Raw genomic sequence first — 14,589 nt, 5'->3', positions numbered from 1 at the left:
ATCCCCAAGCTCGAGGAGAACACCATGATCCGCACCATGACGCTCGCCGCTTCACTGGTCGCCCTGGCCCTGGCCGCAGCGACCGCCTGCGCGCAGACCACGCCCATGCCCGCCGCTGCCGGCTCCGCCCCGATGGGTTCGATGCGCATGCAGCGCCTCCATGGCACGCAGTACGTGAAAGGCATGCACCGCATGCCGGCCACCGTCACTTCGGCGGATCCGGCCACCGGCCTGGTCAAGGTCGACTCGCTCGGCATGGCGCTGGTGGTGCATTTTCCCCCGTCGTCGATGAAGGACCTGAAGCCGGGCGACAAGATCACCCTGCACCTGGGGTACACCCAGCCCTGAGCCGGCATGGAGCCAGCTCCAGCGTTGAGCGGACGGGCGGCTCCCCGTAGTCTTTCCCGCATGTTGCTGGCACCGCACCTGCTCCGTCGATCGCCGCGCCTGTGGGCGCTGGGCCTGCTGGCCTGGCTCGCACTCGCGTTGCAGGCGGCGGTTGCGCTTCCTGCCGTCCACCCCGCCATCCATGGCGGGATGGATGCGAAGGCGGCGGCGGTCGTGCCGCATTCGTCGGAGATGGGCGTCCATCCCGACACGTCCGACTGCTGCGGCGCCACCGGGGCAGCTGCGCATTGCACCTGCCCGGCCACCTGCACCGCCGTCATGCCGATCCTGCCGGAGGGTTGGATCCTGGCAGCCCTGCCGCCGCCGGCCGGCCCGGCCGGCAGTCCGGCAGGCGCTGCGCCGCACCGCTTCGGCCGTCCGCCGTTGCGTCCCCCCATGGCCTGAGTCCTCCCCACGAACCGCTCCCGTCCGGCCAGGTGCCCGGCGGGCTACCTGGTTTGCGCGTCGCTTGGCGTCGCGCGAGGAGTGACCGATGAACCGCTTTTCCATCTTCCCGCCGGCCGTGCAACGGCCGGATCCCTCCCGTCGCCGTTTCGTGCAGGGGTGCGCCCTGGGCGCTGCCGCAGTGGCGCTTGGCTGCGTGCCGAAGGCTTCGGGCCGGAGCCGCCCCTCGGGAACGGCCGCCGGCACGCCACCGGAACTGTCCGGCACTGACTTCGCGCTGACCATCGGCGAGCAGCCGGTCGACTTCACCGGCCGCCGCCGGCTGGCCAGCGCGATCAACGGCGGCGTGCCGGGGCCGATACTGCGCTGGCGAGAGGGCACCGAGGTTAGCTTGCGCGTGACCAACCGGCTGGCCGTGCCGACTTCCATCCACTGGCACGGCATCCTGGTGCCGGCCGCGATGGATGGCGTGCCGGGGCTGAGCTTTCCCGGCATCGCCCCGGGCGAGACCTTCACCTACCGCTTCCCGGTCAGGCAGTCCGGCACCTACTGGTACCACTCGCACAGCCGCTTCCAGGAACAGACCGGGCTGTACGGGCCGTTGGTGATCGAGCCCGCCGATGGCGAGCGCCATCCGGCGGACCGCGAGCACGTGGTGCTGCTGTCGGACTGGACCGATGTCGACCCCGAGCACATCTACGCCACGCTCAAGCGTCACAGCGATTACTTCAACTACGCCGAGCCGACGGCGCCGGAGTTTTTCCGCGACGTGCGCGCGCACGGCCTGCAGCAGGCGCTGGCCAGCCGCCGGATGTGGAACGCGATGCGGATGAGCCCCAGCGACCTCAGCGACGTCGGCGGTGCGACCTACACCTACCTGATGAACGGCACTGCGCCGGCCGGCAACTGGACCGGGCTGTTCCGACCCGGCGAAAGGCTGCGGCTGCGCTTCATCAATGGTTCGTCGATGACCTTCTTCGACGTGCGGATTCCGGGGCTGCGGATGACCGTGGTCGCCGCCGACGGCCAGGACGTCGAGCCGGTGGACGTGGACGAGTTCCGCATCGGCGTGGCCGAGACCTACGACGTGATCGTGGAGCCGATCGACGACCGCGCCTACACCTTGTTCGCCCAGGCCATCGACCGCAGCGGCTATGCCTGCGGCACGCTGGCGCCGCGGCCCGGTATGGTCGCCGCCGTGCCCCCGCTGGATCCGCGCCCGCGGCTGACGATGGTCGACATGATGGGCGCCATGGCGATGGGTCACGTTGGGCATGCCGGCCATGCGATGCCCGGCATGGCGATGCCCGACCGGCCATCGGACGCGCGCCCGGCGATGGCCCGCCATGCGCGCACCGAATACGGTCCCGGCGTGGACATGCGCGTGGACATGCCGCGCGACAACCTCGACGACCCCGGCATCGGCCTGCGCGACAACGGCCGCCGCGTACTCACCTACGCCGACCTGCGCACCGTCGGTGGTCCGCTCGATCACCGCCCGCCCGGTCGCGAGATCGAGCTGCACCTGACCGGCAACATGGAGCGTTATCGCTGGTCGTTCGACGGCGTGCCGTATGCCGAGGCCACGCCGATCCACTTCCGCGCGGGCGAGCGCCTGCGCATCGTGCTGGTGAACGACACCATGATGAACCACCCGATCCACCTGCACGGCATGTGGAGCGAGCTGGAGAATCCCGACGGATCGTTCCAGGTGCGCAAGCACACCATCAACGTGCAGCCGGCGCAGCGCGTGAGCTACGCGGTGACCGCCGATGCGCCGGGGCACTGGGCCTATCACTGCCACATGCTCTACCACATGGAGGCGGGCATGTTCCGCGAGGTGGTGGTGTCGTGAGCATCCGTCCGAACCCGCGAATGATTCGCGCCGCCGCCCTGGCGATCGTCCTCGCCGTGCTGGCCCTCCCGGCGTCCGCCCAGCACCAGCATGCCGGGATGGATGGCATGCCGGGCATGGACATGCCCGCGCCGGCTGTCAGCGCGCCCGCACCGGCGGCGTCCACGATGGGCGACATGGCGATGCCCGCCCGTGCGGCCAGCGGTGCGCCGATGCCGATGCCCATGCCGATGCACGGCGACGCAGCGTCGGCCGCCCACGTGATGCCACACGACACGCAGCCCGGCCTGCACCCGGGAACCATGACAGGGATGCCCGCCCAGGACGACGCTGCCCAGCCGTCCGCACGCCCCATGGCCATGGGCCGCATGCAGGGCGGTCCGCCGCCGGCCGATGCCCGCAGTCCGGACTACTCCGACGGTGTCGCCCCCAGCCACCTGCCGGGCATGGACATGGGCGAGAGCGCCCGCTTCGCGCTGCTGCAGTTCGACCAGCTCGAGGCGTTCGCCGGGCGCGACGAGCACGGTCAGCGCTGGGAGTTGCACGGCTGGTACGGCAACGATGACGACAAGCTGCTGCTGCGCAGCGAAGGCGAACGCATCCGCTCCCGCGTGTCGGAAGGCGATGTCGAGGCGCTGTGGAGCCATGCCGTCGCGGCCTACTGGGATACCACGCTTGGCGCGCGCCACGACCTGGGCGACGGTCCGCGGCGCGACTGGCTTGCCATCGGTATGCAGGGCCTGGCGCCGTACTGGTTCGAGGTGGAGGCCACCGCCTACGTCGGTCCTTCCGGCCGCACCGCGGCGCGACTGCGGGCGGACTACGAGGTGCTGTTCACCCAGCAGCTAATCCTGCAGCCGGAGCTGGAGGCCAACCTGTACGGCCGCGACGATCCGCGCCGCGGCATCGGTCGCGGCCTGTCCGACCTGCAGTTCGGGTTGCGCCTGCGCTACGAGATCCGGCGGGAGTTCGCGCCGTATGTCGGCGTGCAGTTCGTGCATCGCATGGGGCGCACGGCCGACCTCGTTCGTGCCGCCGGCAGCCCGGTGACCGATCGCCAGCTCGTTGCCGGCGTACGCCTCTGGTTCTGACGTTCAGTGCGTATGGGAGAACGCGCAGGGCGAGTCCGGCCGGTCGCTGGACTCGCCCTCGTCGGCGTGGTCGGTCTGCAGCGTCGCATGCTGGATCGCGAAGCGTTCGATCAGCATCGCCTGCACCTGGCGGCGGGTGGCATGGCAGTCCAGCGTGCGGCTGACGAACAGGTGGGCGGAGAGCGCCGGAAAGCCCGAGGTGACCTCCCACACGTGCAGATCCTCCACCGCCGTCACGCCCTCGACCGCGCGCATCGCGTCGGCGATCGTTGCCGGCTCCATCCCGCGTGGCGCGGCCTCCAGGAACACCCGGCCCGAATCGCGCACCAGCGCGTAGCCGGCCTTGAACATCAGTCCGGCCACGACCAGCGCGGCGACGGAGTCGATCCGGTTCCAGCCGGTCCACCAGACCAGCGCGCCGGCCACGGCCGTCGCGATGAAGGCGTACAGGTCGGTGAGGATGTGCTGGAAGCTGCCCTCGACGTTGAGGCTCTGCCGGTTGGCCTTGCTCATCACCCACACTGCGGCGAGATTGACGAGGATGCCGGCGGTCGCGACCACGGTCACCAGTTCGCCATCGACCCGGGGTGGCGTGACCAGCCGGATCACCGCCTCGACGATGAACCACACCGAGAGCAGTAGCAGGCTCAGCCCGTTGACCTGGGCGCTGAGGATTTCCGCGCGCTTGAGGCCGAAGGTGTAGCTGCCGGTGGCGGGTCGATCGGCCAGGTGCATTGCCCACAGCGCCAGCGCGATGGCGGCGGCGTCGGTGAGCAGGTGGCCGGCATCGGAGATCAGCGCCAGCGATCCGGCAATCAGGCCGACCACCACTTCCACGGCGGTGAAGCCCAGCAACAGCGCCAGCGCCGCGGCGAGGTAGCGGCGGTCGGCATTCTTGGCCAGTGCGTGGCTGTGGCCGTGGTCATGTCCGTGGTCGCGATGATCGTGATCGTGATCGCGGGAATGATCGTGGGCGTGATCGTGCGGATGGTGCGGGGAGTGGGCCACGGAGGATCGCAGTTGCGGCGGGAACGGAGCGAGACGATACGATGCCGGTCCGTCGTTATGCCATCACACGCCACCCATCGCGAGCCTCGCCATGCCCTGGATCATTACCAAGTACCTGATCACCGCCGCTGTGGTGGTGATTGTCTCCGAGGCCGCCAAGCGCAGCGATCGCGCCGGTGCGCTGATCGCCTCGCTGCCGCTGGTCACCCTGCTGGCGCTGATCTGGCTGCATGTGGAGAAGCAGCCGGTGGAGAAGGTCGCCAACCACGCCTGGTACACGTTCTGGTACGTGGTGCCGACCCTGCCGATGTTCCTCGCCTTTCCGCGCCTGCTGTCGCGCTTCGGCTTCTGGCCCGCGCTGGGGATCAGCGCGGTGATCACCGTGGTGTGCTTCGCGCTGTTCGCGTGGGCGGTGAAGCCGTTCGGTATCCGCCTGCTTTGACCTGGCATCCGGCGCCGTGGCGCCGGATGTGCGGGGGCCGGCTCAGATCTCGAAGCCGAGGCCAACCACGGCCATCGTCTCGCCGCGGTTCGGCTTGTGGGTGCTGCCATTGGAGATGTGGCGGACGCCGACGGTGACGTGGTCGAACTGCAGGCCCAGCGTGCTGACGAACTGATAGTGCGTGGAGAGCGCCTGGGTGGTGTGGTTGGTGCCGGCGACCTGGAAGCTGAAGAACACCGGGTGGTACCAGGCGCTCTCGTCGGTGGTGCGCAGGCGCGCGCCGGCGGCAAGCAGCGCGACCGACGGGCTCGTGTTGTAGCGCATGCCGCGGAACTGCGACAGCTTGCGGCCATCGATCCAGCCGGCCGAGACATCCGGTGACCAGGTGAGGCGCGTGTTGCCGATCGCGTGGGGAGCGAAAACCGCTTCGACGAAACCGGTATTGGCGCCGTGTGAATCCATGTAGCTGCGGCCGGCCTGTACTTCGATCCGGGTCGCGGCCTGCGACAGCACCGGGAGTGCGAGCAGGGAGGCGGCGAGGACCAGGCGGCGGAAAGGGAGTGTTGCGCGCACGGTGGGGAGTCCTTGCATGTTGCGTTGGATAGGGTGTTACTACACTGCATAGTTTAATAAACATTTGTGCAGATGCAGTGAACTTCCGGTGCGACCGATGCGGGACAGAGCGTTCGCCTGCGGCAACAAAAAAGCCCGGGCGATCGCCCGCCCGGGCCCTGCTCACTCGTTCGGGTGGAGCTCAGTGCGAACCGTGTCCGCCAGCCTCCAGGTCCGCGCGACTCAGATCTAGCATCTTCCTGCTCATCTGTACGCCGTGCGGGTAGGTCTTGCGCATGGCCGCGCCGAAGGTCGAGGCATCCCCCACCACCACCACGTGGCGCTCGGATGGCCCCAGATATGCCCGGGCGTAGGCCTCGATCTGGGCCGGGGTGACCGCCTCTACCGCGTCGACGTATCGCCCGACCTCGCCCAGATCCACCCCGTACACCGCCAGCTCGCCGACCCGGCGGGCCAGCCCGGCAGTGGTCTCCAGGCTGCGTCCGTAGGCACCGACCAGGGTCGCCTTGCGGGCGGCCAGTTCCGCGGCGGGTACCGGGGTCTTGCCGAGGCGGTCGAACTCGCTCTGCATCAGCTGTACGACCTGCACCGCCGAGGGGTTCTTGGTCTGCGCCGAAGCCAGCCACAAGCCGCTGTCGCGGCGCGGGTCGAAGCTGCTGTTGGCTCCGTAGGAGAGTCCGCGCTTGATGCGGATTTCCTCGTTGAGCCGGGCCGAGTACGAGCCGCCGAGCACCGCGTTGGCCACCGTGCCGACGTAGAACCGGGCGTCGTCACGACGCGGTGCGGCGTGCGCGGCCACCACGCCGGCCTGGCCGCCGCCCGGCTGGTCGATCACCAGCAACGCCGGCAGCGCCGAACGGCCGATGGCCGCCGGGACGGCCGGAAGCGCGGAGGCGGGTTTCGTCCAGTCACCGAAGCGACGCTGTGCGAGGGTCAGTGCCTGTTCTGGCGTGATGTCGCCGGTCAACACCAGGATCGCGTTGTCGGGTCGGTACAGCGCATCGTGCAGCGCCTGTACGTCGGCGCGGGTGATCCGCTCGAGCGACTCGGGCGTGCCGCCACGCGGATGCCCGTAAGCCCCTTCGCCGAACACCGCGCGGGACGAGGCCAGCGAAGCCAGCGCGGTGGGCTGGCTGAGCATCAGCTCCAGGTCGTCGGCAGCCTGCTTGCGCGCCCGGGCCAGCTCGTCCGGGGCGAAGGTCGGCTGGCGCACCACATCGGCGAGCAGGGCCAGCGCGGCGTCCAGCTTGGGCGTGGTGACGGTGATGCCCACGCTGCTCTGGTCCCAGCCGGCATAGGCGTCGAGCGAACCACCCAGTGCCTCGGCATCGGCGGCGATCTGCGGTGCGCTGCGGCCGGCCGCGCCCTTGGTCAGCAGATTGGCGGTCAGGCTGGCCAGGCCGGCGAGTTTCGGGGGGTCCATCTCACCGCCGCGGCGGATCAGCAGGCGGGCGGTGACCAGCGGCAGGTCGGCGCGGCGCACACTGATGACCTCGAGGCCGTTCGGCAGGATCTGGCGTACCGGAGAGGGAATGTGCAGCGCTGGAGCGGGCCCTGGCGCCGGTGGCGTGGTAGGAAAGTCGGCCGCCGCGACGCGGCAGGCAAAGCTGCCGGTGATCAGCACGGCGAGGGCAAGGCGGTGGATGGCTCGGCTCATTTCGACGCTCCCTGGCGGTTGGCCGGCGCAGCTTTCGGCTGCGGCAGATAATCGATGGTCACGCTGTGCGCGCCGGTCACGTATTGGTGCAGCACCCGCTGCACGTCGGCGGCCGATACCTTCTGCAGTGCAGCCAGATCCGTGTTGACCCGGGCCGGGTCGCCTTCGGTCAGGGTCGCCTGGCCCAGCGCGAAAGCCAGACCCATCGGCGTCTGGCGCCGCTCCAGCTGTTCGGTGAGCAGCTGGGTCTTCACCTTGGCCAGCTCGGCCTCCGGGATCGGCTGGTCGGCGAGCCGGGCGATCTCGTCGCGCAGCACTTTCTCCGCCTCGGCCGGCTGATGCCCGCTGGCAAGGATGGCGTAGGTGGTGAACAGGCCGGGACCGACCCGGTCGTCGACGTCTGCGCCGGCCTGCTGGGCGATTTGGGTGCGATATACCAAGGCCTGGTACAGCCGCGAGGAATCGCCCTGTGACAGCAGCGCCGCAGCGACCTGCAACGGGATGGTGTCGGACGAATGCGCCGGCGGGATCAGCCAGGTCATTGCGATCGCCGGGAGCGGCGCGGTGGGGCTGGTCTCGGTGTAGCGCCGGTCGGCAGTGCGTTGTGGCTCCTGCGTGGTGACCTGCGGTATCGGCGTGGCGGGCTTCGGGATCCAGCCGAAGTAGGCGTCGACCCAGGCATCGAGCTGCTTCGGGTCGAAGTCGCCGGCGACGATAAGGGTGGCGTTGTCGGGCCGGTAGAAGGTCTTGTGGAAGGCGATCACATCGGCCAGCGAGGCCGATTCGAGATCTTCGATGCTGCCGATGGTCGGCCGCCGATAGGGATGTACCGTGTACGAGTGGGGATCGATCGAGTTGAACAGCTTGCCGTAGGGATTGGCCAGCACGCTCTGCCGGTATTCCTCTTCCACCACCGCGCGCTCGGAGATGAAGTTCTTCTCGTCCACGTTGAGGTTGGACAGCCGCTCGGCCTCGGCCCAGAGCAGCGTGCGCAGGTAGTTCGCCGGGATCACCTCGTAGTAGTTGGTGATGTCGTCACCGGTGGAGGCGTTGTTGGCGCCGCCGACGTCCTCGGTGAGCCGGTCCATCTGCTCGGCGTGCATGTGCGCCGTGCTCTTGAACATCAGGTGTTCGAACAGGTGGGCGAAGCCGGACCGCCCGGCCGGGTCGTCCTTCGAGCCGACGTGATACCAGACCTGCACGGTGACAGTGGGGCTGGCGTGATCCTCCACGCTGATCACCTGCAGGCCGTTGGCCAGGGTGTGCTCTTGGTACCGGATCGGTGGCACGGCGAGTGCGGCCGCGCGCAGGGCTGGCGTGGCGCCGGCGGCCAGCAGCAAGAGGGGCACTAGCCGGACGGCGGCCCGTAGTCGGGGGTGCATGGGCGGATCTCCTTTCCTGGATGGTCCACCCACGATATCAAGTCGCGGTTGGGACGGTGCCGTGACTTCCCGGCCAGGCGCCCAGCCTGGTTCAGTGCGAGGGACGGGGAAGCGGCGATCGTCGGAACCGCCCCAGCCAGCGTGCGAACCGGCCCTGCGGCGGCTCGCCGAAGTAGGCCCTGGTGCGCGCGCTGAAGGTCGCCCAGGCAAACACGCCGAGCAGCACCAGCATCAGCACGATGCCGGCCGGGTTGCCGCCCGGCGCACCGGGCGGGGCGGCGACCAGCGCGCCGATCTGGGCGAGCGCAGGCAGGCCGAGCAGCACGGCGAACACGCCGAACAGGACGAAGCGTGCGCGCCGTTTGTGCTTGAGCAGGCGGATCGCGAAGGTCAGCAACACGGCACCCAGCACCACCATCGCGATACCGACCACCGGGCCCTTGCCGGCGAACTTCTCGCCCAGCTTCGGCACCAGCGCCACGGCCACGCCACCCAGCATCTGCACCGCGCCGAGCACGATGCAGCCGATCGCCCACCACTTCAGCCGGTTCGGCATCAGGCCCTTCGCGTGGCGGGCCAGCCGGTCGTAATCGAACAGGTAGATCGCCGGCGTGCTGAGCAGGGTCAGCAGCTGCGACACCAGCAGGCCGCCGACGATGGCGATACCCAGCGGCTGACGCATCTCCGAGCCGATCCCGAAGCCGATCGCCAGCGGCAGCGCCGCACCCAGTGCGACCAGGGTGGTCATGGTGATCGGGCGGAAGCGCACCAGCGCGGCCTCGCGGATCGCCTCCGGCGGGCTGAGTCCGTGCTCGCGCTCGCCGACCAAGGCGAAGTCCACCATCAGGATCGCGTTCTTTTTCACGATGCCGATCAGCATCAGGATCGCGATGATCGCCATCAGCGAGAGCTGGGTCTGTGTCACCAGCATCGCCAGGAAGGCGCCCATGCCGGCAGCGGGCAGGGTGGAGAGGATGGTCAGCGGGTGGCCGAGGCTCTCGTAGAGGATGCCCAGTACGATGTACATCGCCACGATCGAGGCGAGCAGCAGGATCATGCCGTTGTTCTGTGCCTGCTGCAGGCGCTGGTTGTTGCCGGTGAACTCGACCCGGATGCCGTCCGGCAGGTGCGCGGCGAACGCCGCCTGGTTGACCAGCGCGATGCCGCGGTCCTGGGTCACGCCCTTGGCCAGGTTGTAGCTGATCGTCGCCGCCTGCAGCTGGTTGTGGTGGCGGATGCGCATCGGGCTGACCGTGGGCTGGATCGTCGCCAGTGCCGACAGCGGAATCATCTGGCCCAGCGTGCTGCGCACGTGGATGTTCAGCAGCGCCTGCGGGCTCAGGTCCTCGGCCGAATCGGAGGTGAGGATCACCCGGTACTGGTTGATGTCCGAATAGATCACCGACACCTGGTTCTGGCCGAACGCGTTGTACAGCGCCGAGTCGATCGTGCCGACGCCCACATGCAGGCGACCGGCCGCCTCGCGGTCGATCTTGATCAGCTGCTGCTTGCCGGTCTGGTCGAATTCGCTGCTGACGTCCTGGAAGTCCTTCACCGTGCGCATGTAGCGCACCATCTTCAGCGCCCACGGCTGCAGGTCGGCGCCGCTGTCGCTGATCAGCTGGAACTCGTACTGGCCGCCGTTGCCACCGCTGCCGCCGCCGCCGAGGAACTGCGCGGCACTGAGCGACACCTGCACGTTCGGCAGCGCGTTGTACTGCTTGGAAAGGCGCTCGATCACCGTCTTGATGCCTTCCTTGCGCATCCCCGGGCCATCACCGAGCGGCTTGAGGTCGACGAACATCTGCGCCGAATTGCCCACCGCGCCGCCGAAGCCGTTGCCGCCGAGCATGGTGAGCTGGTCCAGCACCGCCGGATCCTTGCGCATGATCTCGCTGACCTCGCGCGCCCGCTGGGTCAGCAGAGCCGGCGAGATATTGGTGTCGGCACTGATGAACACCTGCAGCTGGCCGGTGTCCTCGTCCGGCATGAAGGTGCCGCCGGCGGTCTTCACGACGGCGAAGCCGAGCGCGAAGGTCAGGAAGATCAGCAGCAGCGGCTGCCAGCGCATCAGGTGGCGGTGATGCATCGCCCAGTCCAGCGCGCGCTCGTACACCCGCAGCAGGGCGCGGTCGAAGCGGGCGACGGCCTGTTCGAGCCGACCCGGCGAGCGTTCGTGCTCGTTCTCGTGCTTGAGCACGCGGCCGCACAGCGCCGGCGTGAGGGTGAGCGAGACCACCGCCGAGATCACCACCGCCGCGGTCAGCGTCACCGAGAACTCGCGCAGCAGCACCACCAGCATGTTGTTGCCGAACAGCAGCGGTGCGAACACCGCAACCAGCGACAAGGTGATCGAGATCACCGTGAAGCCGATCTCGCGCACGCCCTTGAGCGACGCCTCCAGCGGTGGGTCGCCCTTTTCCATGTGGCGCACGATGTTCTCGATCACCACGATCGCATCGTCGACCACGAAGCCGATGCACAGCACCAGCGCGACCAGCGACAGCGTGTTGAGCGTGTAATCCAGTGCCCACATCGCGACGAACGCGCCGGCCAGCGACAGCGGCACGCTGAGCATGGCGATCAGGGTCGGCCGCAGCCGGCGCAGGAACACCAGCATCACCATCGCCACCATCGCGATCGAGATCAGCAGCGCGGTCTCCACCTCGTGCAGCGCGGATTTGGTGGTCTGGGTCAGGTCGAACACGGGCGTCACGGTGATGTTCGCCGGCAGCGAGGCCTCCAGCTGCGGCAGCTTGGCGCGGATCGCCTCCACCGTGGCCACGGCGTTGGCTTCGGGCCGCTTGGTGATCTGCAGACCGACCGTGTCGCGGCCGTTGAACCAGGCGCCCTGGTACTTGTCCTGCTGGCCGCCGTAGACCCTGGCCACGTCGGACAGCCGCACGGCGGTGCCGTTCTTGCTGGCGATCAGCAGGCGGGCGAACTCTTCAGGATCGTGCAGGGCGTCGTTGGCGACTACCGTCATCTGGGTCACGCCGTTGCTCAGCGTGCCCTGCGGCGAAGTCACGTTGGCCGCGCGCAGCGCATTGGCGACATCGGTCGGGGTGAGCCCCTTGGCGGCCAGTGCCGCATTGTCCAGCTCCACCCGCACCGCGTGCGGGGTACCGCCGAACACCTGCACCTGGGCCACGCCGGGGATCTGCGCGATCGCCGGGTTGAGCAGGGTGTCGGCCAGGTCGAACAGCTTGTCCTGCGGCAGGCCGGTCGAGGTCAGCGTGATGAACAGGATCGGGATCTGCGAGGTGTCGAACTTGAAGTACTGCGGCGGCGAGGGCATGCCGGACGGCAGGTCCGGGGCGGCCGCGTTGATCGCCGCCTGCACGTCGCGGGCCGCCTTGTCGGCGCTGCGGTCGAAGGTGAAGCGCACCATCACCGAGGCCGAACCCTCGCTGGCGTTGCCGTACATCTCGTCCACGCCGGGGATGCGCCCAAGGTGGCGCTCGAGCGGCGCCAGCACGGTGTTGGCCATCGTTTGTGCGCTGGCCCCGGGCTGCTGTGCCACCACGTACACGCCGGGGAACTCCAGCGACGGCAATGCGGCCACGCCCAGCAGCAGGTAGGCGCAGATGCCCGCCAGCACCAGGCCGGCGGCCAGCAGGGAGGTGCCGACAGGACGGCGGATCAGTGGTGCAAAAATGTTCATGGCGCTTCCGTGGCCCGCGGAGAGTGCGACCGACCGGCGCGCCAGCATGGCGCCACGGGCACGGTGAGGGCCGCAGGGTTCAGGGTGACAGGCATGGGCGCTTTATGCCCGCCCCCTCTCCATAGTGTATGTGCCTGAAGTCCCCACCGTGCCGGAAGGCACGGGGCCGAGGCGCCCCGTGCCGCCGCGGTTCAGCTGCCGGGACGGTAGCGCAGGGTCAGGTACCAGCTGCGGCCGGGCTGGTTGAAGTAGTAGATCGTCTCGTAGCGCCGGTCGAAGGCATTGGCCAGCCGCCCTTCCAGTTCCCAGTGCGACGCGAATGCCACGCTGGCGCGCAGGTCGGTGGTGGCGTAGCCGCCGAGGCGGTGCAGGTTGGCCAGGTCGTCGTAGCGCGCGCCGGCGGCATTGAAGGTGGCGCCGACCCCGAACTCGCCGAAGCGGCGGTCGACGTCGATGCGTGCGGTGTGCTCCGGACGGCGCGGCAGCCAATGGCCGTCGTTGGGGCCGCCGTCGTCGTTACGCGGCTGCTGCAGGGTCAGGTAGCCCTGCCAGCGCCAGCCGGCCAGGGTCAGGCCGAGCTGGCCTTCCAGGCCGCGGATGCGGGCCCGGCTGAGGTTGCGGGGATAGTAGTTCGCGTCCAGCGTGATCAGCTGCTTGATCCGGGTCTGGTACGCGTTCACCGCCCAGTTCCAGCCTTCGCCCTGCTGCGCCAGGCCCAGTTCGACACTGCGCGAGGTTTCCGGCTTCAGGTCCGGATTGCCGCTGCCGTACGGGTAGTACAGGTCGTTGAAGGTCGGCGCATGGAACGCGCTGCCGACGCTGGCCGAGATGCGCAGGCCGTGGTCGAGCCGGTAGCCCCAGGCCAGCGCGCCGGTGTCGTGGTTGCCGAACTGGCCGTTGTGGTCGTGCCGCGCCGAGGCCTGCAACTCGTTGCGGCCGAAGGTGCCCTGGTATTGCACGAACACGCCGGTGTCCTGGCGCCGGCTGGCCAGGTAGCCGGTGTCGCTGGACAGGTGCTCCAGCTGGTAGTCGGTGCCCAGGGTCAGCAGCTGGTTGTCGGCCAGGGTCAGGTCGTTCTGCCACGAGGCCTGGTTGCGACGCGAGTCCGAATAGCGGACGTAGCTGCCGTCGTTGTAGGTGGTGGCCTTGTCCAGGTTCTGCCCGGCGCCCAGCGTGACCTGCCAGAACGACAGCGGCCGGAACGACAGCCGTGCACCGGCGACCTGTTGCTGGTTCAGCGCCTGGTTGCCGTACGGCGCGCCGTCGAAATAGACGAAGTTGCGGCTGCGCAAGTACGTGGCCGCCAGCTCGGTGCCGCCGTCCCAGCGGTAGCCAGCGTTGGCCAGTGCGTTGTAGTTGCGGTAGCCGTCGCTGTCCGGCTCGTTGGCGAAGCAGCCGGCAAACACGGTGCCCGCACCCACGCGGCAGGCATTGATGCCGTGGGAGTACTCACCACCCAGGCTGAGGTTGTACCAGGCGTGCCGGCTTCCACCGGACAGGCCGAACTGGCCGCCGACGGTATGCCGGCTGCCGCTGGTGACGCTCAGCGACGGCACCAGCCCTTCGCCGGCATGACCATGGCGGGTGAAGATCTGGATCACGCCGCCGATCGCATCGGCGCCGTACAGGCTGGAGCGCGGGCCGCGCACGATCTCGATCCGCTCGATCTGTTCCACCGGGATCTGCTCGAACGCCGGCAACCCGGCGCTCACCGTGCCCACCCGCACGCCGTCGACCAGCAGCAGGGTGTGCGAGGAATTGGTCCCGCGCAGGAACAGCGAGGTCTGCTCACCCATACCGCCGGCCTGGGTGAGGGTCACGCCCGGCAGTCCGGTCAGCAGGTCCACCAGCGACACCGGCTGCAGCCGTTCGATGTCGTCGCGGGTGATCACGGTCACCGAGGACAGCGCGTCGTCCACGGTGATGGCCGTACGCGTGGCGGTGACGATCACCGGGTCGAGCGACTGGCCGGCATCGGCCGATGCCGCGATGGCCGGGGTGGCCGGAAGGGCGGCGATCAGCGCCGCCGCGAGGAATGTGCGATTCATGGAGTCAAGGCCCTTTGCCGTGCGCCCGCGCGCGGCTCGAAGAGGAACGAGCTGGCGGCAGGCGGGAACGGGGCAGC

General features: G+C 69.1%; 11 protein-coding genes. 5 read left to right on the top strand and 6 right to left on the bottom strand.

Going from position 1 to position 14,589, the window contains the following annotated elements:
• Positions 1–24: 24 nt before the first annotated feature.
• From ATSB10_RS19740 to ATSB10_RS13880, 4 genes are all read left to right on the top strand, one after another.
• The gene (locus tag ATSB10_RS19740) at positions 25–348 is read left to right on the top strand and encodes a hypothetical protein (protein WP_063673361.1); all 324 of its coding nucleotides are present in this window, start codon (positions 25–27) and stop codon (positions 346–348) included.
• Between the two features lie 60 nt (positions 349–408).
• A complete protein-coding gene (locus ATSB10_RS13890) occupies positions 409–792 on the top strand; it encodes a hypothetical protein (RefSeq protein WP_063673360.1) in 384 nt (127 codons plus the stop codon).
• Between the two features lie 88 nt (positions 793–880).
• Positions 881–2,647 (top strand): copper resistance system multicopper oxidase, encoded by a 1,767-nt coding sequence (locus ATSB10_RS13885; protein WP_063673359.1) that lies wholly within the window; start codon positions 881–883, stop codon positions 2,645–2,647.
• Entirely contained in the window at positions 2,644–3,738 is a 1,095-nt protein-coding gene (locus ATSB10_RS13880; RefSeq protein WP_236886427.1) for a copper resistance protein B, read from the top strand. The genes ATSB10_RS13885 and ATSB10_RS13880 overlap by 4 nt, the downstream gene beginning before the upstream one ends.
• Positions 3,739–3,741: 3 nt before the next feature.
• On the opposite strand, the gene ATSB10_RS13875 is transcribed toward ATSB10_RS13880, so the two are convergent.
• The gene (locus tag ATSB10_RS13875) at positions 3,742–4,746 is read right to left on the bottom strand and encodes a cation diffusion facilitator family transporter (RefSeq protein WP_063673358.1); all 1,005 of its coding nucleotides are present in this window, start codon (positions 4,744–4,746) and stop codon (positions 3,742–3,744) included.
• A gap of 91 nt (positions 4,747–4,837) precedes the next feature.
• Here ATSB10_RS13875 and ATSB10_RS13870 point away from each other — a divergent pair, with 91 nt between their 5' ends.
• The gene (locus tag ATSB10_RS13870; protein ID WP_017461741.1) at positions 4,838–5,188 is read left to right on the top strand and encodes a DUF3147 family protein; all 351 of its coding nucleotides are present in this window, start codon (positions 4,838–4,840) and stop codon (positions 5,186–5,188) included.
• A 42-nt stretch (positions 5,189–5,230) separates the two neighbouring features.
• On the opposite strand, the gene ATSB10_RS13865 is transcribed toward ATSB10_RS13870, so the two are convergent.
• From ATSB10_RS13865 to btuB, 5 genes are all read right to left on the bottom strand, one after another.
• Positions 5,231–5,761, bottom strand: coding sequence for an acyloxyacyl hydrolase (locus ATSB10_RS13865; protein ID WP_335645870.1), 531 nt, complete (start codon positions 5,759–5,761; stop codon positions 5,231–5,233).
• Positions 5,762–5,942: 181 nt separating this feature from the next.
• Positions 5,943–7,418 (bottom strand): M16 family metallopeptidase, encoded by a 1,476-nt coding sequence (locus ATSB10_RS13860; RefSeq protein WP_063673356.1) that lies wholly within the window; start codon positions 7,416–7,418, stop codon positions 5,943–5,945.
• Positions 7,415–8,800: a M16 family metallopeptidase gene (locus ATSB10_RS13855; RefSeq protein WP_063673355.1), complete on the bottom strand. Its 1,386-nt coding sequence runs from the start codon at positions 8,798–8,800 to the stop codon at positions 7,415–7,417. Before ATSB10_RS13855 ends, ATSB10_RS13860 begins: the two co-directional genes overlap by 4 nt.
• A gap of 91 nt (positions 8,801–8,891) precedes the next feature.
• A complete protein-coding gene (locus ATSB10_RS13850; protein ID WP_063673354.1) occupies positions 8,892–12,464 on the bottom strand; it encodes an efflux RND transporter permease subunit in 3,573 nt (1,190 codons plus the stop codon).
• Positions 12,465–12,655: 191 nt separating this feature from the next.
• Complete coding sequence (gene btuB, locus ATSB10_RS13845; protein ID WP_063673353.1) at positions 12,656–14,512, bottom strand: TonB-dependent vitamin B12 receptor; 1,857 nt, start codon at positions 14,510–14,512, stop codon at positions 12,656–12,658.
• Positions 14,513–14,589 lie beyond the last annotated feature (77 nt).

Origin of the sequence: Dyella thiooxydans (assembly GCF_001641285.1) — a bacterium.
Classification (GTDB): domain Bacteria; phylum Pseudomonadota; class Gammaproteobacteria; order Xanthomonadales; family Rhodanobacteraceae; genus Dyella_A; species Dyella_A thiooxydans.
Note: the sequence above shows the minus strand (reverse complement) of the source record. Positions and strands in the feature narration are given on the sequence as shown.